Origin of the sequence: Burkholderia sp. RF7-non_BP4 (genome assembly GCF_001521935.1) — a bacterium.
Taxonomy (GTDB): domain Bacteria; phylum Pseudomonadota; class Gammaproteobacteria; order Burkholderiales; family Burkholderiaceae; genus Burkholderia; species Burkholderia diffusa.
Map to the genome: position 1 here is coordinate 34105 of NZ_LOTA01000025.1, position 20380 is coordinate 54484.

The 20380-nt window shown below is 67.0% G+C and carries 23 protein-coding genes; 14 read left to right on the forward strand and 9 right to left on the reverse strand.

The features are described 5' to 3' along the window. Positions 1 to 177: 177 nt before the first annotated feature. Both WS49_RS08460 and WS49_RS08465 read right to left on the reverse strand, forming a co-directional pair. Positions 178 to 384: a hypothetical protein gene (locus WS49_RS08460; protein WP_044843168.1), complete on the reverse strand. Its 207-nt coding sequence runs from the start codon at positions 382 to 384 to the stop codon at positions 178 to 180. Positions 385 to 701: 317 nt separating this feature from the next. Beyond that, positions 702 to 1307 (reverse strand): alpha-ketoglutarate-dependent dioxygenase AlkB family protein, encoded by a 606-nt coding sequence (locus tag WS49_RS08465; protein ID WP_059526471.1) that lies wholly within the window; start codon positions 1305 to 1307, stop codon positions 702 to 704. Between the two features lie 252 nt (positions 1308 to 1559). On the opposite strand from WS49_RS08465, the gene WS49_RS08475 reads away from it, so the two are divergent. Then, positions 1560 to 2144: a malonic semialdehyde reductase gene (locus WS49_RS08475; RefSeq protein ID WP_059526477.1), complete on the forward strand. Its 585-nt coding sequence runs from the start codon at positions 1560 to 1562 to the stop codon at positions 2142 to 2144. A 6-nt stretch (positions 2145 to 2150) separates the two neighbouring features. Here the strand turns inward: WS49_RS08475 and WS49_RS08480 are convergent, their stop codons facing one another. Beyond that, a complete protein-coding gene (locus WS49_RS08480; protein WP_059526480.1) occupies positions 2151 to 3299 on the reverse strand; it encodes a metallophosphoesterase in 1149 nt (382 codons plus the stop codon). A gap of 502 nt (positions 3300 to 3801) precedes the next feature. Here WS49_RS08480 and WS49_RS08485 point away from each other — a divergent pair. The 5 genes from WS49_RS08485 to WS49_RS08505 all read left to right on the forward strand — a co-directional run bounded on the left by WS49_RS08485 (position 3802) and on the right by WS49_RS08505 (position 9752). Then, positions 3802 to 4092: a hypothetical protein gene (locus tag WS49_RS08485; RefSeq protein ID WP_059526483.1), complete on the forward strand. Its 291-nt coding sequence runs from the start codon at positions 3802 to 3804 to the stop codon at positions 4090 to 4092. After that, positions 4089 to 5138 carry a multidrug transporter subunit MdtN gene (gene mdtN, locus WS49_RS08490; RefSeq protein WP_059526486.1) on the forward strand — a complete coding sequence of 350 codons (1050 nt, stop codon included), beginning with the start codon at positions 4089 to 4091 and terminating at the stop codon, positions 5136 to 5138. Before WS49_RS08485 ends, mdtN begins: the two co-directional genes overlap by 4 nt. Further along, on the forward strand, positions 5119 to 7179 hold the full coding sequence (locus WS49_RS08495; protein ID WP_059526489.1) for an FUSC family protein: 2061 nt from the start codon (positions 5119 to 5121) through the stop codon (positions 7177 to 7179). The genes mdtN and WS49_RS08495 overlap by 20 nt, the downstream gene beginning before the upstream one ends. After that, entirely contained in the window at positions 7166 to 8713 is a 1548-nt protein-coding gene (locus WS49_RS08500) for a TolC family protein (RefSeq protein WP_059526492.1), read from the forward strand. Before WS49_RS08495 ends, WS49_RS08500 begins: the two co-directional genes overlap by 14 nt. A 331-nt stretch (positions 8714 to 9044) precedes the next feature. After that, positions 9045 to 9752, forward strand: coding sequence for an MgtC/SapB family protein (locus WS49_RS08505; RefSeq protein WP_059526501.1), 708 nt, complete (start codon positions 9045 to 9047; stop codon positions 9750 to 9752). Positions 9753 to 9797: 45 nt separating this feature from the next. Here WS49_RS08505 and WS49_RS08510 read toward each other — a convergent pair whose 3' ends face one another. After that, on the reverse strand, positions 9798 to 10517 hold the full coding sequence (locus WS49_RS08510; RefSeq protein WP_059526503.1) for an autoinducer binding domain-containing protein: 720 nt from the start codon (positions 10515 to 10517) through the stop codon (positions 9798 to 9800). A 73-nt stretch (positions 10518 to 10590) separates the two neighbouring features. On the opposite strand from WS49_RS08510, the gene WS49_RS08515 reads away from it, so the two are divergent. The 4 genes from WS49_RS08515 to WS49_RS36485 all read left to right on the forward strand — a co-directional run bounded on the left by WS49_RS08515 (position 10591) and on the right by WS49_RS36485 (position 13253). Continuing rightward, positions 10591 to 11034, forward strand: coding sequence for a DUF4902 domain-containing protein (locus WS49_RS08515; RefSeq protein ID WP_059526506.1), 444 nt, complete (start codon positions 10591 to 10593; stop codon positions 11032 to 11034). A gap of 209 nt (positions 11035 to 11243) precedes the next feature. Then, the gene (locus WS49_RS08520; RefSeq protein ID WP_059526508.1) at positions 11244 to 11852 is read left to right on the forward strand and encodes an acyl-homoserine-lactone synthase; all 609 of its coding nucleotides are present in this window, start codon (positions 11244 to 11246) and stop codon (positions 11850 to 11852) included. A gap of 52 nt (positions 11853 to 11904) precedes the next feature. Further along, positions 11905 to 12666 (forward strand): hypothetical protein, encoded by a 762-nt coding sequence (locus WS49_RS08525; protein ID WP_179949256.1) that lies wholly within the window; start codon positions 11905 to 11907, stop codon positions 12664 to 12666. Positions 12667 to 13025: 359 nt separating this feature from the next. Further along, a complete protein-coding gene (locus WS49_RS36485) occupies positions 13026 to 13253 on the forward strand; it encodes a hypothetical protein (RefSeq protein ID WP_373557186.1) in 228 nt (75 codons plus the stop codon). Between the two features lie 21 nt (positions 13254 to 13274). Here WS49_RS36485 and WS49_RS08530 read toward each other — a convergent pair whose 3' ends face one another. Further along, positions 13275 to 13844, reverse strand: a complete 570-nt coding sequence (locus WS49_RS08530) for a GNAT family N-acetyltransferase (protein WP_373557187.1) — start codon at positions 13842 to 13844, stop codon at positions 13275 to 13277. 176 nt (positions 13845 to 14020) lie between these two features. Continuing rightward, the gene (ribA, locus tag WS49_RS08535; RefSeq protein WP_059526513.1) at positions 14021 to 14671 is read right to left on the reverse strand and encodes a GTP cyclohydrolase II; all 651 of its coding nucleotides are present in this window, start codon (positions 14669 to 14671) and stop codon (positions 14021 to 14023) included. Between the two features lie 177 nt (positions 14672 to 14848). On the opposite strand from ribA, the gene WS49_RS08540 reads away from it, so the two are divergent. Continuing rightward, positions 14849 to 15310: a CBS domain-containing protein gene (locus WS49_RS08540; protein ID WP_059468448.1), complete on the forward strand. Its 462-nt coding sequence runs from the start codon at positions 14849 to 14851 to the stop codon at positions 15308 to 15310. Between the two features lie 153 nt (positions 15311 to 15463). On the opposite strand, the gene WS49_RS08545 is transcribed toward WS49_RS08540, so the two are convergent. After that, the gene (locus tag WS49_RS08545; protein WP_059526514.1) at positions 15464 to 15793 is read right to left on the reverse strand and encodes a DUF4148 domain-containing protein; all 330 of its coding nucleotides are present in this window, start codon (positions 15791 to 15793) and stop codon (positions 15464 to 15466) included. Between the two features lie 513 nt (positions 15794 to 16306). On the opposite strand from WS49_RS08545, the gene WS49_RS08550 reads away from it, so the two are divergent. Beyond that, a complete protein-coding gene (locus WS49_RS08550) occupies positions 16307 to 16705 on the forward strand; it encodes a GreA/GreB family elongation factor (RefSeq protein WP_059526516.1) in 399 nt (132 codons plus the stop codon). 175 nt (positions 16706 to 16880) lie between these two features. On the opposite strand, the gene WS49_RS08555 is transcribed toward WS49_RS08550, so the two are convergent. After that, positions 16881 to 17963 carry a porin gene (locus WS49_RS08555; protein ID WP_059526518.1) on the reverse strand — a complete coding sequence of 361 codons (1083 nt, stop codon included), beginning with the start codon at positions 17961 to 17963 and terminating at the stop codon, positions 16881 to 16883. Positions 17964 to 18575: 612 nt separating this feature from the next. Here WS49_RS08555 and WS49_RS33300 point away from each other — a divergent pair. Then, a complete protein-coding gene (locus WS49_RS33300) occupies positions 18576 to 18950 on the forward strand; it encodes a YXWGXW repeat-containing protein (protein ID WP_082725381.1) in 375 nt (124 codons plus the stop codon). 208 nt (positions 18951 to 19158) lie between these two features. Here WS49_RS33300 and WS49_RS08560 read toward each other — a convergent pair whose 3' ends face one another. Then, entirely contained in the window at positions 19159 to 19545 is a 387-nt protein-coding gene (locus tag WS49_RS08560; RefSeq protein ID WP_059526520.1) for a winged helix-turn-helix transcriptional regulator, read from the reverse strand. 250 nt (positions 19546 to 19795) lie between these two features. Between WS49_RS08560 and WS49_RS08565 the strand changes: the two genes are divergently transcribed. Then, the gene (locus tag WS49_RS08565) at positions 19796 to 20272 is read left to right on the forward strand and encodes a nuclear transport factor 2 family protein (RefSeq protein WP_059526523.1); all 477 of its coding nucleotides are present in this window, start codon (positions 19796 to 19798) and stop codon (positions 20270 to 20272) included. Positions 20273 to 20380: the final 108 nt, after the last annotated feature.

A 20380-nucleotide genomic window follows, 5' to 3' on the forward strand; every position in this document is an offset into this window, starting at 1 on the left:
CATCCGCGACCGGCGAACGTGGCGGCGGCTTGCGCGACGGGCGCCACGCAGGCACGCCACGCGATGCGTGACGTGCACCGGCGAAGCGAGGGAAACGGGAAAATTGGAAAAAGGGAGGAAAAGCGACCGGCAAAGCATGACCGCGCCGATCCGTGCACGGGGTCGGCGCGACGGCGTTCAGGCCGTCACTGCTGCGTCATACTCGGCGCGCGCGAGCTGGCCGGCGGCATAGGCATCGGCTTCGCCACGGAAGCCGTCCGTGCTGAATGCGACGACTTTCACACCGACGCCGGATGCCCGCTTCACCGTCAGCGCCCATTGCCATCCGCCGTCTTGTTCGAAGACGTGCAGCGAGGGTTCGAGGGATGAGTCCAGTACGGTCAAGGGTTGTGCTCCTGCCCTGCGCGTCGCATCGGCCACGCGTCGGGCATGTCGAAAAGATGCGCCGGTTCGCGGCGCGTTTCAGCCATTCGACAGTCTAGTCAAGGAATGTTGCGACGCACCATCAGGGCTTACACCTGCCTATCAGAACCCGGCGGTCGATGAAATCCACCTGAAATCCTTATGGCACGGGCCTCACGGGCCTATTTCCGCCGCGCGTACGCGACGTGTGCGGCAACGTGCCGCATGGACCGCAGATCAATTAGATCAGTTCAAAAACGGGTCGCGACCCCGGGTAGCAAATCATCCGATCGGCGCGCTTACCGGCCCGCCTCGGCCGTCACCACCCGCCGGAACGTCAGGTTGACCCGCTCGCCCAGCACGGCCGGCGCCTTCGGCACGCGATGCTGCCATTCGGCCTGCGTGCGGCCGCGCATCACCAGCAGGCTGCCGTGCGTCAGCCGGTACGCATGCACGACGCCGGTCGCACGATGACGCAGGTCGAACACGCGCATCGCGCCAAGGCTCACCGACGCGATCACCGGCGCGTCGCCGAGCTCCGGCTCGTTGTCCGCATGCCAGCCGAGGCTGTCCTGCCCGTTGCGATAACGATTGAGCAGCACGCTGTTGAAACGCGCGCCGCAGGTCGCCTCGACGGCACGCTTCAGGTCGATCACGGCCGGCGTCCACGGCGCGGGCACGTTGCGGATTCCCGAATACACGTAGACGGCGTCGGGCTCGCCCTGCCACGCAGTGAGCCGCGGCAGCGGAATGCGTCCGCGTGGCGTGCGGATCGTGTCCTGCCGCCACGCGACCTCGTCGATCAGCGCGGCCAGCACGCGATCGGCCTCGGCCGGCGCGAGCCAGTCCGGGTACCAGTCCACGTCGGGCGCGGGCGTATCGGCGAAAAGATCGGGCGTCGACATGTCGGAATCAGGCAGGAGTGAACGATGCGGGCGAACCATGCCTGCATGGTAGCCAACGGCGACGCGCGTCGCCATGCGCTGTCATTCCGGCGCGTCACACGCCCAAGCGCTCGAATCGCCGATCGCGAAGCCTGTGCGTTTTCGCGTGCCACGCTATCATCGCGCCGTGTCGCAGCGCGTCCTTATCCAGGACGCTGCGTTCTTCCGCAATGCCGGCCGGCGCGACCCGGCCGATTTCTTCCAGGACCCGCCATGACGCTCTCCGATTCCGCCCTCGACCAGTTGTTCCGCACCGCGCGCACCCACAACGCATGGCAGGACAAACCCGTCGACGATGCGCTGCTGCACCGGCTGATCGACCTGACGAAATTCGGCCCGACGTCGGCGAACTCGAGCCCCGCGCGCTTCGTGTTCGTCAAGTCGGCCGAAGCGAAGGCGCGCCTGAAACCGGCGCTGTCCGAAGGCAATCTCGCGAAGACGATGGCCGCGCCCGTCACCGTGATCGTCGGCATGGACTTCGCGTTCCACGAGCACCTGCCGCGCCTGTTCCCGCACGCCGACGCGCGCAGCTGGTTCGCCGGCAACGACGCGCTGATCGAAGCCACGGCGTTCCGCAACGCGTCGCTGCAGGGCGCGTACCTGATCCTCGCCGCGCGCGCGCTCGGCCTCGACGCAGGCCCGATGTCGGGCTTCGATGCCGCCAAGGTCGATGCCGAATTCTTCGCGGGCACCGCGATCCGCACCAACTTCCTCGTGAACCTCGGCTACGGCGACCCGGCGGGCCTGTTCCCGCGCAGCCCGCGCTTCGATTTCGACGATATCGCGCGCATCGTCTGACGCGCGCTAGCGGCCGCGCGCCAACCGGATCAGCGTGATTTCGGACGGCACACCGAAACGGTTCGGCGGCCCCCAGTAGCCGGTGCCGCGGCTGGTGTAGAGCCACATCGCGCCGAACCGGTTCAGCCCGCCGATCACCGGCTGCTGCAGGCGCACGAACGGCGGCCACGGCAGGAACTGGCCGCCGTGCGTATGGCCGGACAGTTGCACGGTGAACCCGGCGCGACTCGCCGCTTCCGCGCTGCGCGGCTGGTGCGCGAGCAGGATCTTCGTGGCGACGTCGTGCGGCGCGCCCGCGAGCGCCTGCTCGGGGTCGCTGCGATGTTCGGGATCGAACCCGCCCGCCGTGAAATCGGTGACGCCCGCGAGCACCGCGCGCGCGCCGTCGTGCTCGATCAGCACGTGCTCGTTGAGCAGCACCGTCAAACCGATCCGCCTGAACTCGTCGATCCATGCATGCGCGCCGGCGTAATACTCGTGGTTGCCCGTCACGAGGAAGCTGCCGTGCCGCGACTGCATGCGGCCGAGCGGCGCCGTGTGCTCGCGCAGCCGCTTGACCGAGCCGTCGACCACGTCGCCCGTCACGACGACGAGATCGGCCTCGAGCGCATTGACCGCGCGCACGATCCGCTCGATATAAGGCCGCTTGATCGTCGGCCCGACGTGAATGTCCGACAGTTGCACGATCGTCAGCCCGTCGAGCGCAGCGGGCAGCCCGTCGACCGGAATCGACACGCGCTTGACCGCGGCCGTGCGGCGCGCGCCGACGAATCCGATCGCGCTGATCAGCACCGCGCCCGCCAGCACGCCGAGCGCCGTATCGGATGCCGCGCCGCTCCAGGCGCCGTCATGCCCCAGATGCCGCCATGCGACGACGCCGAGCAGCACCGGCTCGCGCAGGAACGTCAGCACCAGCAGCGACGAAAAGAAGCCCATCGCGATCGAACCGGCCCAGCCGGCCAGCGTCGCGGCCCAGCCTTCATCGAAGCGGCGCGAGAACATGCCGACCGGAATCAGCACGACGAAGCTCGCCAGCACCAGCGCCGCGATCGTGCGCGCGAGCGGCGACGCGAAGGCGTCGGGAATGATCCGCAGCCCGACGTACAAGTGGAACAGCACGCCGATCGCAATGAACCGGACAAAGAAACTTCGCATGGAACACTCTTCCTCGTTGCGGTACCGCTTCCGCGCCGCGCATCGGACGGGACCGTGCCATCAGGCCTCGTCACACGTCACGCGTCGCGCTCTTCGCACGATGGTACACAGATACCGGCCGGCACGACCGGTCACGGCCACGGCGGACGCACCGCGCGGCCCGAACGCGGATTCATCCGCGACTGCGCGTCAATTACGCATTCGGCTCGCCGATTCCCGCTTCATCGGCAGACAAACGGCATCGGCCCGGTTTCGTCTGACGATCGTTTACAGTCCGTCAGCAACCCTGCCGGGTCATGCGCTGGCAGAATCGCGAACCGCCATCGATCGCACCGAAGCGCCCACCGGGCAGCCCCGTGCGTGCGGCAGGTACGCCGGGCATCGCTGGCGGACCGCATCGCGCTGATTTATGATCGGCTCCGTATCGCGGAATCGTCGTCGCGGCGACGGACCGCATTGCGCCGCGCCCGGCATTCACCCCCAACGTCGAGCTCGTCACACCATGAGAAAAACAACGCCGCGCGCGCCCCTGCGCGCCGCCGCCCTGGCGCCAGCCCTGCCGCTCGCGGGCTGCACGTCGCGCGGTGCGCCGTCGTACGTCCTGTTCGGCGCGTATTTCCCGCTCTGGCTCGTCAGCGCGATCGTCGGCATCGTCGGCGCGATCGTCGCGCACCGCGTGTTCGTCGCGACCGGCTGGGCCGCCACCGTGCCCTACCAGCTCGCCGTCTGCACCGCGATCGGGCTCGTGGTCGCCGTCATCGTGTGGCTCGCCGGCACGGGGCCGTTCGCATGAAGGCCGCCGGCATCGCCCGCCCGTCCACGAAAGGCCGCGTGATCGCGCTGGCGATCGTCGCGCTCGGCATCGCGGCGCTCGCGTACGCGTATCACCGCACGACGGCCTACCCGTCCACCGACGACGCATCGATCGACGCGGACGTCGTGCACGTCGCGTCGCCCGTCGGCGGCCGCATCGTGCAGCTCGCGGTACACGAAAACCAGCGCGTCGCGAAAGGCGACCTGCTGTATGCAATCGATCCGGTGCCGTACCGGCTGACGGTCGCGCAGGCGCAGGCCGATCTCGAGCTCGCGCGCGCGTCGCTCGACACGCGCCGCCGGTCGCTGATCGGCGAGCGCTCGAACGCGGCCGTGGCCGCCGAGCAGGTCAAGCGCGCGACGCAGAATCACGATCTCGCGACGCGCGACGTGAACCGGCTCGCGCCGCTCGCCGCGCAGGGCTACGTCAGCGCGCAGCAGTTCGACCAGGCGAAGGTCCGGCAGCGCGACGCGGCCGTGTCGCTCGCGCAGGCGCAGGAACAGCAGCGCTCGTCCGCGCAGACGATCGGCGACGACGCCGACGCGATCGCCACGCTCCATGCGCGCGAAGCCGCGCTCGCCCGCGCGCAGCACGCGCTCGACGATACGGTCGTACGCGCGCCGCACGACGGGCTCGTGACGGGCCTGACCGTGCTCGCCGGCGAAACCCTCGCGCCGAACCAGTCGATCTTCACGCTGATCGATGCGAGCGAATGGTTCGCCGTCGGCAATTTCCGCGAAACGTCGTTGAACCGCATCGCGGTCGGCGACTGCGCGACGGTCTATTCGATGATCGACCGCAGCCGCCCGCTGACGGGCAAGGTCGTCGGCATCGGCGCCGGCATCGCGGACAGCGATCGCATCAACCTGCCGCGCACGCTGCCGATCGTGCAGCGCTCGGTGAACTGGGTGCACGTCGCGCAGCGCTTCCCGGTGCGCGTGAAGCTCGACGAACCCGACGGCAAGCTCGTGCGTGTCGGCGCGAGCGCGATCGTCGAGGTCCGGCATGGCTCAGCCTGCCGCTGAAGTCCGCTCGCCCGGCCCGCGCGAAGTCCTGCGACTGCTCGCGCCGTTTCCGGGGCGCGCCGCGATGGCCGTGCGGGTCACGCTGATCTGCGCGCTCGTCGTGCTCGTGACGAGCGGCTACGGCACGCCGGAAGCCGCGATCTCCGCCTACGTCGTGTTCTTCCTGAATCGCGCCGACCGCGTGACGAGCGTCGTGCTCGCGGTCGCGATGCTGCTGCTCGTCACGGTCGTGATCGCGCTCGTGATCGGCGTCGCGATCTTCAGCATCGAATACTCGGTGCTGCGCGTCGCGTGCATGGCCGTGCTGTCGGTCGGGCTGCTGTATCTCACGTCGGCGAGCAAGCTGCGCCCCGTCGGCGCGATCCTCGCGATGATCGTCGGCTTCGGGCTCGACGAGCTCGGCCTCGCGCCGGTCGGCGAAGCCGCGACGCGCGCGCTGCTCTACGCTTGGCTGATGGTCGCGATTCCGGTCGGCGTCGCGATCGTCGTCAACCTGCTGATCGCGCCGTCGCCGCGCAAGCTCGCGCTCGCGCAGCTCGCGAAACGGCTGCGGCTCGCCGCGCGGCGGCTGCGCGGCGACGAGGACGCACGCACGGCCTTCGACGCGAGCCTGCGTGAAGGCGACAAGCAATTGCTCACGTGGCTCAAGCTGTCGACGCTCGAAGGCTCGACGCGAGCTGCGGATGCACCGGCGCTACGACAGGCCATCGCATCGAGCACCGCACTGCTCGTCGCGGTCGCGCTCGCCGACCGGGAACCGGACGCGAAGCTGCCCGCCGCATTCGCGGAACCGGCCGCGGCGACGCTCGACGAAATGGCCGGCATCCTCGAACAGGGCGGCTATCCGGTCAACGTGACGCTCGCTCTGCCGCCGGCCGATACGCTGCCGCCGCTCGCGTGCGTCGTCGCAACCGACCTGCACGCGGCCATCACGCATTTCGCCGAACCGACCGCACCGGCGATACCGGCCACGGCACCGACCGCCGCATCCGCTTCGCCGACGAACGCGCCCGCCGCACCGCCCGCGCCGCGCGGCGGCTTCTTCCTGCCGGACGCCCGAACCAACCCCGACCACATCCGCTACGCACTGAAGACGACCGTCGCGGCGATGTTCTGCTACCTGCTGTATTCGCAGCTCGACTGGCCGGGCATCCACACCTGCTTCATCACCTGCTACATGGTGTCGCTCGGCTCGACGGCCGAAACGGTCGAGAAACTCACGCTGCGGATCGCCGGCTGCATCGTCGGCGCGCTGATCGGGACCGCGGCGCTCGTGTTCGTCGTGCCGGCGCTGTCGTCGATCGGCGAGCTGATGGCCCTCGTGTTCGTCGGCGCGTGGCTGTCCGCGTGGGTCGCCTTCGGTTCGCCGCGCATCGCGTACGCGGGCTTCCAGGTCGCGTTCGCGTTCTTCCTGTGCGTGATCCAGGGCGCAGGCCCCGGCTTCGACCTCACGCTCGCGCGCGATCGCACGATCGGCATCCTGCTCGGCAACGTCGTCGTGTATCTCGTGTTCACACGCATCTGGCCCGTCAGCATCGGCAAGCAGATCGACGTCGCGTTCGCGGCGCTGCTCGACCAGTGGCGCCGTATCGCGCAGGTCGTGCAGCCGGCCGAACGCCGCACGCTCGCCGCTGAAGCCTTCGCGCGCCACGGCGCGATCGCGCAGGAGCTCGGGTTGATCCATTACGAACCGTCGTGGGTGCGCCCCGCCGCCGCGTGGCTCGCGACCCGGCGACGCGCACTTGCGGAACTCGGCGCGCTCGAAGGCCCGCTGTTCCTGCTCGCCGAACGCACGCCGGGCGATGCGGCGATCGGCGCGCGGCTCGCGCGCGTGGTCGAACTGCGCGACGGCGCCCCGGTTGCCGACGCCGTTTCGGCGCCACCGTCGACGACGGCAGACGCAGCAATCGCGCCGGCCGCCACCTCCACCGATCCTGCACGCGACGCGCTGCTCAACCTGATCGACACGCGGCTCGCGCACATCGCCGACGCCGCGCGTCCAGCCACCCCGAAGGAGCCTGCCCCTCATGCGCGTCCCTGAACCGCCGGCCGCGCCGATCGCCGCCACCGTGCTCGCGACGGCCATCGCGCTGACCGGTTGCGCCACGTCGTCGGTCGATCTGGCGCCGGAGGCGCCCGACCGCCCGTGGCAGCCGCAAACGTCGGCGGCCGGCGACATCGTGCCGGCGCCGCCGCTTGCGTCCGCTCAACGCGCGCCGCACGACTACACGCTGCCGGCCTCGCCCGCGCTCGCGTCGGTGTCGCCGCCCGCCGCGCTCGACACCGCGCATCCGTACACGCTGCCCGAGCTGATCGATCTCGCCGAATCGACGAACCCGCTGACCCGCATCGCATGGAACGACGCGCGCAACGCCGCGCTCGCGGTCGGCATCGCGAAGGCCGCGTACCTGCCGAACCTGTCCGCGACCGCGATGGGTGCGTACCAGACGAGCCACGGCTCGACGTCGACGCTCCTCGGCGACGCGTCGAGCAACACGACCGTGCACGGCACGATCTCGGCGCTGTCGCTGCAATGGCTGTTGTTCGATTTCGGCGGGCGCGCGGCGCGCGTCGAGGCGGCCGAGCAGGCGTCGGTCGCGTCGAACGTCGCGTTCACGGCCGTGCACCAGCAGGTGATTCACGACGTGACCGTCGCGTATTACCGCTACGAAGCCGCCCGCTCGCGCGCGGCCAGCGCGCAGCAGGGCCTGGCGAACGCCGACGCGATCCTCGCGGCGTCGCGCGCGCGGCTCAGGCAAGGCGTCGGCACCGTCGTCGAACTCGCGCAGGCGACGCAGAATCGCGCGCAGGCGAATCTCGCGCTCGTGCAGGCGAACGGCGCGGCAAGCGACGGCTACCTCGCGCTGGTTTCCGCGCTCGGCATCTCGCCGCTGTCGAAGCCGTCGATCGCCGCGCTGCCCAAGCGTCCGCTGCCGCCCGCGCTCGCTTCGTCGGTCGACGCGATCGTGTCGGACGCGATCGCGCGCCGCCCCGACCTGCAGGGCGCGTATGCGCTCGAGCAGGCCAACCGCGCGAAGATCAAGGCCGCGCAAGCCGCGTTCATGCCGAAAATTTTCCTGTCGGCGTCGACGTCGTATGCGAGCGGCGGCACGGCGATCACCGCGCTGCCCGCGATCGGCGACCAGGCGCCGACCGTGAACCTGAACGGCAGCCGCTACGGCGGCGGCGTGTTCCTCGGCGTGACGATCCCGCTGTACGACGGCGGCCTGCGCTCGGCGGTGCTGATGCAGGCGCGCAACGATGCGCAAAGCGCGTCCGCACGCCTCACGCGGACCAAGGAGGAAGCCGTCCGCCAGGTCGTCGCCGCGCAGAACGCGGTGCAGACGAGCCTCGCATCGCACGACGCGGCCAAGGCGCTCGTCGATGCCGCGCAGACGAGCTACGACGCGGCGCTGACCGCGTACCGCAACGGCGTCGGCTCGGTCACCGATGCGACGATCGCGCAAAGCCAGCTGCTCGCGGCCCGCAACGCGGAGGTCGACAGCTATGCCGGCGCGCTGTCGGCTGCCGCCGCGCTCGCGCTCGCGACGGGGACGATCGGCGCGTCGCAATGACCGTTGCCGTGACGCACCGGCCGTTCGCGTCCGGCCGCCGGACGGGTTGACGCCTGCGCGGGCGGCCCACTAGAATGCCGCCCATTCTTCCTTCAGGAACCATCGTGGACAGTTGCAGCACTCCGTTGCGTGCGCCGCTTGCCGCCTGAACGCCTGTCCGACGCAGTTCTCCTGCCGCGGCTCGCGTTCCGCGAGCCCGCACGCCCCCCGTTTCACACTGAATGACGCATTCGCGCGGTACAGTACCGCGCGATGACGGCCTTCGTGCCGCGTTCGGCCTCGCGCCGCCGCGACGCGGGCCGGCATGCGCACTTGGCACGGCAGGACAAACATGACTCTCGATTTCGCACTCCGTCTTTTCACTGCGTTCGCCTGCGGCGTCGCGATCGGCCTCGAACGCCAGATGCGGCAACGCACGGCGGGCCTGCGCACGATCACGCTCGTCGCGAGCGGCGCCTGCCTGTTCGTCACGCTCGGCGTGCTGACCGGCAACGGCGTGGCCGGCGTCACGCAGATCGCCGCTTACGTCGTGTCGGGCGTCGGCTTTCTCGGCGGCGGCGTGATCATGCGCGACAAGGGCTCGATCCAGGGCATCAACACGGCCGCGACGCTGTGGTGCTCGGCCGCCGTCGGCGTGCTGGCCGGCTCCGGTCACTTCGTGCCGGCGCTGGCCGGCACGGGCGTCGTGCTGCTCACCAACACGGTGCTGCGCGGCGTCAGCCAGGCGATCAACGCAACCCCCGTGTCGAACGCCGACCTCGTGCGCGAATACCAGATCACCGTGATCTGCCTGGCCGACGACGAAGTGCACATCCGCACGCTGCTGTCGAACGCGATGTATGCGAAGCCGCTGTCGTTCCAGAGCCTGACGAGCGAGGACGTGCCCGAGCAGCCGGACCGCCTGAAGGTGACCGCGACGCTGAAGCTGCACCCGAAGGATCAGCAGAAGCTCGAGCAGATCGCGAGCCGGATGAGCATGGAGAAGAGCATTTCCAGCGTGAGCTGGACCGCGAAGGAAGCGGAGCCGATGATGGAGTGAGCGGTGGCCGCCGCGCGGTACGACCGCTCCGCCGCCAGCGCGGGGTCAGGGTGTATCGATGAGTCCGGCCGCGATCGCCTTGACGACCGCCTGGACCTTGTTGGTCGCGCCGAGTTTCTCGAGGATGTTGTTCACGTGGAAGTTGACCGTGCGCTCCGAGATGCAGAGGATCTGGCCGATCTCGCACGCGGTCTTCCCTTCGGCCGTCCAGCACAGCACCTCGCGCTCGCGCGCGGTCAGCGTGACGCTCGACTCGGGCGACAGCTTCGGCACCATGAAGCGGCTCATCAGCGAATGCGACAGGTTCGCGAGCCAGTTGGTCTGCAGCGTCAGCATGTTGATCTCGGCCGGCGTGAGCCGGTCCGCATGACGCGCGATGCTCAACAGCCCGAACGCGCCGCGCGCCGCCCAGCTCGACTGCGCGACGCCCACCGACAGCCCGTAATCGCGCGCATCCTGCCACAGCGGGCACGGATCGATCCGGTCGACGTCCGGCCACACGATCATGTTGGTGCTGAGCGCGCCGTCGCGAACCGTCGAATCGATCTCGATGTAGTTCTGCGCCTGATAGTGCGCCATCCAGCCGTCCGGATAAGTATTGAAGATCGCGACGGCCGGCTTCGACACCGGCAGCGGCACGCGAATGCCGTAACAGCAATATTCGAATCCGAGGCGTTTAGAATAAGCGGCGATCCGCTGGAAGAGCTGCTGCTCGTCTTCCGCGGCGCTGAATTGTTGGTAGGCATCCTGCCAGCGCAGTTCCATTCTTTCTCCGACAACGTTACGCTGTCATACCTGTCAGGTGCCAGCACCGGTTCGGGGCTGATACATTCCGCGCATGACTTCACCTTTGTTGCATCCGGTCCGCGGCCCGTCTCCGGACGGCTACGTGCGCCTGTCCGAAAGCGCACTGGCCGCGCTCGTACTCGACCACGTCGCAAGCGGCCTCGATGCATCGCTGCTCGCGGAACTGCGCGACAGCGCCATCGACGCGCGCCTGGCCGGCTATACCGAATGGCATCGCCCGGCCAGTGCCGGCGTCGCATACCTGACGGTCGGCTGGGACTGGTATCTCGAGCGCGCGACGGGCGCGTTCGTGATCGCGGGCGGCGACGTTCGCAGCAACATCATGGCCGTCGATGCCACCGGCGCCGACCTCGGCATGTTCCGCACCGCCGCCGTGCTTGCCGCGCGGCTCGTACACGTCGACTGGCCGGCCGCGGTCGCGTCGTCGCTGCTCGGTCGCAACGACGCCTATCATGCCGGTCCCACGCTCCAGTGACAACCGGCCGCGCTTTCCTCTGACATTTCCGCAAGACTGGCGCTCTTTATAAGCAAAAGCCGCCCGTATTTCAATCCCGCCGATCAAGAAACCGATACCACCGGTCGAATGGTATCGGCCTCCCCTCACCCTGTAAGAGTTACCAGTTACCGCCCCCTCGGGACGCGCGATGTAATGCGTGCATACCAAAGTACAGATCCGAGGACACCATGCGGACCTTCGTTCACGAGGAAGGGCGGTTGCCACACGAACTTGCAGCGGATCTCGGGCGCTATCGGCGCCGTGTGTTCGTCGAGCAGCTCGGGTGGGCGCTCCCGTCGGCGAACGAAAGTTTCGAGCGCGACCAGTTCGATCGCGACGATACCGTCTACGTGTTCGCGAGAAACGCCGGCGGCGAAGTGTGCGGATGTGCGCGCCTGTTGCCGACCACGCGCCCGTATCTGCTGAAGTCGCTGTTCGCCGACCTGATCGCCGACGACGTCGCGCTGCCGCAATCGGCAGCCGTCTGGGAGCTGTCGCGGTTCGCGGCGACCGGCGACGAAGGCGGTCCGGGCAATGCCGAGTGGGCCGTCCGCCCGATGCTCGCCGCGGTCGTCGAATGCGCGGCGCAACTGGGCGCGCGGCAGCTGATCGGCGTGACGTTCGCGAGCATGGAAAGGCTGTTCCGCCGGATCGGCGTGCACGCGCACCGGGCAGGCCCCCCGAAACCGGTGGACGGTCGTCTGGTTGTCGCGTGCTGGATCGATATCGATCCGCAAACGTTTGCCGCACTTGGAATCGAGCCGGGACGGGCCACCCGGCAGGCCATCGCCGCCTGAGCCGGAACGCGCGTAGTCCGGCCGGGCGGCATCGTAACGAAGGAGAACCACCGTGGACCAGTCTCAGGTCTTTCGCGCGATGATGCCCGGGTTGACGGGTGCCGGCGGCGCCCGCATCGCAGTCACCTACCCGTCATTTCCGCGGCCGCTGCCGCTCGTGCGGCTCGATCGCCACGGGCTCGTGTTCCGGGCGGCCGGCGTCGCACCGCTCGTGTGCGGGTTGCCGCGCGCGGCGACGCTGCTGGTTGCGGACGAGCCGCTCTGCTCGCTGCGCCTCGTGATCCGCGACGTCGTCGCTGTCGGCGACGGTCGGCACGACCTGACGATGCAGCCGTCCGGGGCCGCCGGCGACGAACTGCTGTGGCACGCGCTGCGCGACCGCGAACCATACCGGCAGATCGGGCAGCCGCTTGCGCCCGTCGATGCGGCCTTGGCGCCGAACGGCGAGCCGCAGGCCGTCGGCGGCGCCGCGCAGCATCCGTCGCGCAGTGCGGCGTTCCGTCTGCGCTGCCACAGCGATGCGCTGTTCTTCGCCGACTGGCTCGAATATCACTTCGACGAGCTGCGCGCGCTGTCGCAACGGCACGGGCCGCAATTGCAGCTCAAGCAGCTGCAGCGGCAAGTCACCGACGATGAGGTGGGCGTGCGCTTCGTCTACGACATCGACGGACACGCGACGCGGCACGCGCTGACCGACTGCGCGCGAGAGGCCTGCGCGTGGATCGAGACGGAAATGCGCGACAAGTACGCGGTGCCGGTCGCGCAGGAGCGGTTCGGCGCGTTTACCGCGCACGCGCGGGCGGGCGGAATGTGAATGCGCCGGCGGCTTCGCGGTTACGCGAAGGCCGCCGCACCGGGGGACGCCGTTTTTTCGGCAGGACACGGCGGGACACCCGCAAGGACTGGATGGCGCGCCGCTCCACCCTTGTCGGGAAGGCCCGGCAGCGCTGCGTTGCACAATTACAACTAGGGCTTGCCAGCCCTCGGGTTTTCCCTTAAAGTTGCATCCGTCTCCTCCATGTCTCCAAACATGGATTCAGCCCGCTCCAGTAGCGGGCTTTTTCTTGCCTGCGCGATTTATGAGGGCCGCATCAAAGCGCCCTACCATCCGCGCGCAGCACGCGCGGGCCTGCCCCGGCGGCTTACCATCGGCGAACGGCTTACACACAGCCGATGTCGTCACGCACGCCCACCTGTGTATTGCCCGTCCCGTTGCCGACTTCGCCAGTATCAAACGCAAGTATCGCGACGCGTTCGAGATGCTTGGATGCATGCGCACGCGCCGCCGCGCACGGCTTCATGCGAGTGTCGTCATTCAATCTGTATTGGGATGCATCCGGACAGACGTTCCAGGATGCGGACGGCTACCGGACCGTGCTGCTGAACGCAGGATGGCGTTGACGGGCACGGATGCCCGGGCCGTTACGTGCTGACGTGGCCGTCGAGACGAACGGACGTTGCGTGCTTGACGAACACCACATGCCGCCGCAAGGCATGTCCCCGCGGCAACGCAGGATGATCGAAATCGCGCAAGGGCTGTCGCGCCATCCCGAGCCGCTGCGCCACGTGCCGCGATCGCAGGTTGGCGGCGGCCGTCCACGCGAAGATTTCGCCGAGCCCGAGCCGGCCGAATCCGTCGGCCAATACCGCGGCGGCCGCTTCGCCGACATGGCCATGCCCCCACGATGAGCGGGCCTGGCGCCATATGATCTCGACACACGGCGCCATCGGGTGCTCGTCGCGAACTTCGCGCGACAAACCGCAAAGCCCGATCAACGCGCCATCCGCACGACGCTCGATCGCCCACACACCGAAACCGTGCGCATCGAAATGCGCTTCGAAGCGCACGATGGTGGCCTCCGCCTCATCGACGGACATCGGGCCACGCGCGAGCCACGCGGTCACATCGGGATCCGCATGCATCGCAGCCAGCGCACCGGCATCGTCCGGTCGCCAGCGACGCAATGTCAAACGTTCGGTTTCAATCTTCACTGGCGGGTTCAACCGTGATCGGGACATGCAGAAGGCACGGGATGCGCCGGCAAGGAACGTCGACGGCCGCAAGAACCGGCGACAGGAATTGAATGCAGCGCAACGCGTCGTCCCGCCCGTCGTTCGCCGAATGAGCGCACGACGCCCGCGCTCAGGCGCCAGCGCGTCGAATGCGATTACTCGTTTTCCTCGAAGTAATGCCCAAACTTCGCCTGCTTGGTCCGGATGTAACGCTCGTTTTCCTCACGCACGGGTACCGCGAGCGCCACGCGTTCGCAGACGGGAATGCCGTGCTTCACGAGCGTATCGAATTTCTTCGGGTTGTTGCTCATCAGTCGCACCGACGTCACGCCGAGGATCCGGAGGATCGCTGCGGCCGAGTCGTATTCGCGGGCGTCGTCGGGCAAGCCGAGGTCGAGATTCGCCTCGACGGTGTCGCGCCCCTGCTCCTGCAACGCGTATGCACGGATCTTGTTGCTCAGGCCGATGCCGCGCCCTTCGTGGCCGCGCAGATACAGCAGCACGCCGCGGTCTTCCGCCGCGATGTAACGCAGCGCGAGGTCGAGTTGCTCGCCGCAATCGCAGCGGTAGGAGCCGAACACGTCGCCGGTCAGGCATTCGGAATGAAGCCGCGCCAGCACGGACTGCTCGCCGGTGACGTCACCCATCACGAGCGCGAGATGTTCGGCATCGCTGCCCGATACGCGGAAGGCGTACGACGTGAACGTACCGTAGCGCGTGGGCAGCGACGCCGTGGCGACGAGCGTCACGCACTCGTCGGCCTGGCCATTGCCCTGCGTGGGCGATTGGGGACGCGAAGACATCATGAATTCAATCGAAACGATCAGGAATGTAGGAATTGTGTGGATGGTGCGTGACCGGAGTTTACCGCTAATCTGGAAACGTCACGCGACTGCCGCAACGGGCCCGGCTATACTGGGCCCGTCGGGTGCCGCGCATCACGCCCTGCCTTCCCTGCATCGTCCCGCACACGGAGAAAGCAAATGAGCACGACTGTCGCGCAAATTCTCAAAGCCAAGCCGGATTCCGGCCGCACGATCTACACCGTCACGAAAGCCGATTTCGTCTATGACGCCATCAAGCTGATGGCGGAAAAGGGAATCGGCGCATTGCTGGTCATGGACGGCGACGACATCGCGGGCATCGTCACCGAGCGCGATTACGCGCGCAAGGTCGTGCTGCAGGACCGTTCGTCGAAGGCCACCCGCGTCGAGGAAATCATGACGGCCAAGGTGCGCTACGTCGAGCCGTCGCAATCCACCGACGAGTGCATGGCGCTGATGACCGAACACCGGATGCGCCACCTGCCCGTCCTGCAGGACGGCAAGCTCATCGGCCTGATCTCGATCGGCGACCTCGTGAAGAGTGTGATTGCCGACCAGCAATTCACGATCAGCCAGCTCGAACACTACATCCACGGCACCCCGACGGTCACGTCCGCCTGACCCATCCCAGCAAAAAAGGCCCAAACGCGCGAGCGTCTGGGCGGAAAAGCCGCCGGAATGCGGCGACGGAGGTTCTGCTCTGCTGACGCGGACGCGCGCGAGTGGCGCGCGTCCCGTCGGTCACATGCTGTGCGCGGGCAGACCCGGGGATGTTCAGTTGCCGAAGTAGACGGAGTTCACGGGATTCGGGGCTTCACGCGTCATGCGGCGGCCCGACTGGCCTGCGCCCGTCGCCACCGCACCATAGCCGCTCGTGTCGGCTTGGGCGAGCATCGGCTGATTCGGCTGGCTCCGTTGTTCTGCGGCCTGGATGTTCTGCGGATATTGCGCATCGCTCGCGAGCGGCTTGTAGCCGTTCTGTTCGAGTTGCACGAGTTCGGCCCGGACCTGATCGCGGGTCAAGCCCTGCTCGGACTGCGCGAACGATGCGATCGGGGCGGCAAGGACGGATGCAGCGATCGCTGCGTAGATGATCGACTTCATGATGGACCTCCGAAATATGTTCTCTTTTGGCGTCGCTTCCGGCGGGACTGTCTGAAGCGATGGATCAAGTGTAGTGCTCGCGATACCAAGGGGAAACCCTTGGTTTGAACATACAGCGTTGCATTTTCGGAAAAAATAGACGGCTGTCGTCGCGCAAGATCGCGATTACTTCAATCATTTCCACAACAATGCCTGACGAAAAGCCGACAGCTTGATCACCGACCTGGAAGGTTGTGTTGTAGAATCGAAAGGTTTTATTCGCCTGTCGATACCCCATTCACCATGCACGCGCCCACGCCTCTTTCGCTTTCGCTGTCCGGCCCGTCCGGCGTGCGCGCGCGCGCCGGCCACCCGGCGCACCCCTGCCTTCGACGCACGGCCCAGGCACCGCTCGCCCCTGCCCGGCGCCTGATCTGACAGCACGGCCTCCTCCCGGAGCCAGGTCAGACAGGCTCCGGGCGATCCCCATAGGCACGCCATGCCTGCCCCATGCCGATCATTTGGAGAACTGCCATGAAACAACGCCTTTATCAGTTGACCGAACTCGACGTCGCTCGTCTCGAGAAGCACGCCGAACACAACCCGCGCTTCCAGACGATGCTCGACACGCTGCTCGAGCGCGCGGACATCGTGCAGCCCGACGCCATCAAGTCGAACGTCGTCACGATGAACTCGCAGATCACACTGCTCGACGAAGCGTCCCAGGAACAAGCCACCTGGACGATTGTTTATCCGGATGCCGCCAATCTCGAACTCGGGCGCCTGAACGTGTTCTCGCCGGTCGGCATGGCGCTGCTGGGCACGCAACGCGGTCAGCTGGTGAAGGTGCTGCAGCCGAGCGGCGCTGAAAAGCTGATGAAGGTCGCAGCGATCGTGTTCCAGCCGGAAGCCAACGGCGAATACACGCGCTGAGCCATCTGCGGCGGGTATCGCCCCGCAACTGCGCACAACGAGAAAAGCGAGGCACACGCCTCGCTTTTTTGCATCCGGAGGATGCGAATCGCCGACACCTCGCTCCACAGACGAAAAAAAGGCGCCCGAAGGCGCCTTTTTCGATGCTGCGTAGCTGGTTACCCAGCCGTCACGCTTAGAAGCGGTGACGCAGACCAACCGTTGCTGCGGTTTGGTTGATCGACGAGCTTGCCGGCGTCGTGTTGTCGCCGTTGTAGATCGACGTGCCGATCGCGTTGCCCTTCGCGCCACGCTGGTACACAGCTTGTGCGTACACGTCCGTGCGCTTCGACAGCGAGTAGTCAGCTTGCACGCCGAACTGGTTCCAGTGCGAGCTGCCACCGTCGACCTTCGTGTTCGTGTACGTGTAAGCTGCGCCCAGGCCGAGAGCCGGCGTCAGGTTGTACTTTGCGTTGACTTCGTAGTTGTCCGTGCGGAACGCGCCGGTCAGGCCCGGGACGTTATCGATACGCGATTGCGTCCATGCAGCACCGACTTGTGCCGGGCCGAATGCGTAGCCAGCACCAGCACCGTACGTACGGATACGGCCTTGCGAAGCGATGTTCGTCGCGCCGTTGGCGTTGGTACCGTCACCGAGGTTGGCTTGCGAGTACGCTGCACCCAGCTTCAGGCCTTGGAACTGGTACGACAGACCGCCGCTGTAAGCACGGTTGTTGCCGAAGTTCTGGTTGTTCGAGAACGAGTACGTGCCGCCGAACTGCAGGCCAGCGTAGTTAGCGCTCGTGAACTTGACCGAGTTGTTCAGTGCGACGTCGCCGTTCGTGCTCAGGCGGTCGTTGTTGCCCGGGTGCGCGAAGTACGTGCCGCCCCACGTGCCCGTTGCCGTCAGCGGCGCCAGGTAGTCTTGCGTTGCGTCGTACTGCTTGCCCAGCGTGACCGTGCCGTACTGGCTCGACAGGCCAACGAATGCTTGGCGGTTGAACATGCCGCCGTTGTTGCCCAGCTTGCCGTTACCGATGCCGAAGCCGCTTTCCAACGTGAAGATTGCCTTCAGGCCGCCACCGAGGTCTTCCGAGCCACGCAGGCCGAAACGGCTCTGGTCGATGCCCGAGCCCATCGACCACAGCGACTTGCCGTTGACGTTGCTTTGGTAGGTGATGCCTGCGTCCAGCACGCCGTACAGCGTGACGCTGCTTTGCGCGTGAGCGACGGTAGCGAACGATGCTGCAGCTGCTGCAACGATCAGAGTCTTGTTCATTCGTGGAGCTCCCTTCTAAAAAGAGGCAGGTCTCGCGACCTTGTTCATAAACGGTCTGCAACCGCCCGGGAACGCCATCGGTCCTTCTGGCCGCGCCCGGATAGTTGCCCGTTTGGGAACCGTGAGTTTAGGGGTGTACCCTAGGGCCGCGATCTGCAAATAAAGAAATAAGCTTTTCCAGAACTAGAAATAATGAAAGTGGGCGCACCTTATAAGTATTTGTTTTAACGTCTTTTTTTGACTTATTGACGGATGCTTTTTGGAGGCTTTCATCGCACCATTCTTTCGTGTCATCGTCTTGACGGTTGCATAGAAACAACAAGCGGAATCGATGGAACCACGCAAAATCGGTAACTTTTACCCGAATCAGTCTCAAATATTGGGCCTGCCCGCCTAAAACGCTGCGACCAAACTGTAAACACACGGCGGTGCAGCCGTTGCCGCCCCTGTTGGACCATCAGCGCCTGCAGAGTGGGATCGGTGGCGGGCGCCCCCGGCTGCCCGGAGGTGTCGTGACATGCGGTAACAGCCTTAACGCCCCGCGTAACCCGGCCCCGCGACCGGCCAGCTAACGTAAGGCAGCCCGATTACATATTAGATAGAGGACTCGCCATGAATCGACGCTCGCTGTTGCGCGCCATCGGACTGACCGCGGCCGTCGCCGCCACCGGCGGTTGGCTGCGCACCGCCTCGGCCCAACCCGCACCGCCCGGGTATCGGCCTCCCGGACCGCCTCCAGGCCCCGGCAGGCCGCCTTATTCCGATCGCCCGGGCTTCGCGCCGCCCGCACTGCGACATGATCGCCGGCCACCGCCGCCGCGGCCGCATGGCTATATCTGGACCGACGGCTACTGGCGCTGGCAGCGCGGCCGCTATATATGGGTGCCCGGACGCTGGGTCGCTCGCCGCCCCGGGCGCAGGTGGGTGCCTGGATACTGGCGTCGCCAGGGGCGAGTGTGGGTCTACGTCGACGGTACCTGGCGATAAGTCGCCCGCGCCGGCCATCGGCCGGCGCGGTGCCGCTGCTTCCACGGCCTTGTCGAACGAATCGACCGACCGAGCGGAGGCGGATCGCCCCGCCACAACGCATGCGCAAGCAATTCGCTCAAGACATTCGGATAACGAAATCATCCGATGATGCCGCAACACACGCATACAGTCGCGGGTCGCCACACGCCCGCACGACGCGCTCCGCTCAACGCCCGTTGCTCTCCAGCTCGCACGCACGACGACGTGCGGCGCATATCGCACGATGATGTTCGTCGGCCCAGCGGATCATCGCGTCCATCGGCGTCAGGAACGAACGCCCGAGGTCCGTCAGCGCATATTCGACGCGCGGCGGCACCTCGGCATACAGCGTGCGGCTGACGAAGCCGTCCTGCTCGAGCCGCTTGAGCGTGCGCGACAGCATCTGCTTCGATACGTCGCCGATCGCGCGGGCGAGTTCATTGAAACGCATCGTGCCGCCGGACAGCGCCTCGAGCACGAGCAGGCTCCATTGGTCGCCGATGCGATCAAGCACATCGCGGATCGGGCACGGCTGATCGAGTTCGACGGATTCGTCGGCGGACGTAAACGGCATGACGGGATTCTCTTTCACGGGCGATGCACGGTCACCGCGGCGTGACCTGCTCACACCGCGGTGACTTCTTGTGACGGGTTGGCGGCAACTGTACCATTCGATCGACTCGATGGCCGCACGGATCTTCAAGTTCTGCGAAGCATGCGGATGCGCACAGTCACTCCTTCGCCCGCCGATGATGACGATCGGCGTCATCCGCGATCGCGCATCGTGCGCCCACCCACGAATCCCCAGACAAGGAACCCGCCACATGTCACCGCTCCGCTCCCCCGTCCGCGCCGTTGCCGCGTTCGTCCTGCTTGCCGCATCGACCGCCGCGCCGGCCGCCGGTCATGTCACGCGCGACCTGGCCGCCGAGGAAGCCAACCGCCAGCTCGTGCTGACGTTCTACGACCGCTTCTTCAACAAGCACGAAGCGGTCGAGGCTGCCGCCGTCGTCGCCGACGACTACAAGCAGCACAACCCGCACGTGCCCGACGGCAAGAAGCCGTTCGTGTCGTACTTCGTCGGCGCGTTCCAGAAGAACCCCGAATCACGCGCGCAGATCGTCCGCAGCTCGACCGATGGCGACCTCGTCTATCTGCATGTGCATGCGACCGAGCGGCCGGGCGATCGCGGCGACGCGGTGGTCGACATCTTCCGCGTGAAGGACGGCAGGATCGTCGAGCACTGGGACGTGATCCAGTCGGTGCCCGAAAAGGCCGCGAACGCGAACACGATGTTCTGATCGGGCGGGCCGTGCACCGATGCGCGGCCGACTTCGCGACACGGCGCTGCCCGGCACGCACGAACGCCCCTACATCGGACTCCGCCGCCACGCCCGCCCGACCGCGCC

What these genes read in the sequence shown, in the direction of transcription:
- WS49_RS08465 (WP_059526471.1), bottom strand. Translation starts at nt 1,307, where the DNA reads ATGTCGACGCCCGATCTTTTCGCCGATACGCCCGCGCCCGACGTGGAC.
- WS49_RS08475 (WP_059526477.1), top strand. Translation starts at nt 1,560, where the DNA reads ATGACGCTCTCCGATTCCGCCCTCGACCAGTTGTTCCGCACCGCGCGC.
- WS49_RS08480 (WP_059526480.1), bottom strand. Translation starts at nt 3,299, where the DNA reads ATGCGAAGTTTCTTTGTCCGGTTCATTGCGATCGGCGTGCTGTTCCAC.
- WS49_RS08485 (WP_059526483.1), top strand. Translation starts at nt 3,802, where the DNA reads ATGAGAAAAACAACGCCGCGCGCGCCCCTGCGCGCCGCCGCCCTGGCG.
- mdtN (WP_059526486.1), top strand. Translation starts at nt 4,089, where the DNA reads ATGAAGGCCGCCGGCATCGCCCGCCCGTCCACGAAAGGCCGCGTGATC.
- WS49_RS08495 (WP_059526489.1), top strand. Translation starts at nt 5,119, where the DNA reads ATGGCTCAGCCTGCCGCTGAAGTCCGCTCGCCCGGCCCGCGCGAAGTC.
- WS49_RS08500 (WP_059526492.1), top strand. Translation starts at nt 7,166, where the DNA reads ATGCGCGTCCCTGAACCGCCGGCCGCGCCGATCGCCGCCACCGTGCTC.
- WS49_RS08505 (WP_059526501.1), top strand. Translation starts at nt 9,045, where the DNA reads ATGACTCTCGATTTCGCACTCCGTCTTTTCACTGCGTTCGCCTGCGGC.
- WS49_RS08510 (WP_059526503.1), bottom strand. Translation starts at nt 10,517, where the DNA reads ATGGAACTGCGCTGGCAGGATGCCTACCAACAATTCAGCGCCGCGGAA.
- WS49_RS08515 (WP_059526506.1), top strand. Translation starts at nt 10,591, where the DNA reads ATGACTTCACCTTTGTTGCATCCGGTCCGCGGCCCGTCTCCGGACGGC.
- WS49_RS08520 (WP_059526508.1), top strand. Translation starts at nt 11,244, where the DNA reads ATGCGGACCTTCGTTCACGAGGAAGGGCGGTTGCCACACGAACTTGCA.
- WS49_RS36485 (WP_373557186.1), top strand. Translation starts at nt 13,026, where the DNA reads ATGTCGTCACGCACGCCCACCTGTGTATTGCCCGTCCCGTTGCCGACT.
- ribA (WP_059526513.1), bottom strand. Translation starts at nt 14,671, where the DNA reads ATGATGTCTTCGCGTCCCCAATCGCCCACGCAGGGCAATGGCCAGGCC.
- WS49_RS08540 (WP_059468448.1), top strand. Translation starts at nt 14,849, where the DNA reads ATGAGCACGACTGTCGCGCAAATTCTCAAAGCCAAGCCGGATTCCGGC.
- WS49_RS08545 (WP_059526514.1), bottom strand. Translation starts at nt 15,793, where the DNA reads ATGAAGTCGATCATCTACGCAGCGATCGCTGCATCCGTCCTTGCCGCC.
- WS49_RS08550 (WP_059526516.1), top strand. Translation starts at nt 16,307, where the DNA reads ATGAAACAACGCCTTTATCAGTTGACCGAACTCGACGTCGCTCGTCTC.
- WS49_RS08555 (WP_059526518.1), bottom strand. Translation starts at nt 17,963, where the DNA reads ATGAACAAGACTCTGATCGTTGCAGCAGCTGCAGCATCGTTCGCTACC.
- WS49_RS33300 (WP_082725381.1), top strand. Translation starts at nt 18,576, where the DNA reads ATGAATCGACGCTCGCTGTTGCGCGCCATCGGACTGACCGCGGCCGTC.
- WS49_RS08560 (WP_059526520.1), bottom strand. Translation starts at nt 19,545, where the DNA reads ATGCCGTTTACGTCCGCCGACGAATCCGTCGAACTCGATCAGCCGTGC.
- WS49_RS08565 (WP_059526523.1), top strand. Translation starts at nt 19,796, where the DNA reads ATGTCACCGCTCCGCTCCCCCGTCCGCGCCGTTGCCGCGTTCGTCCTG.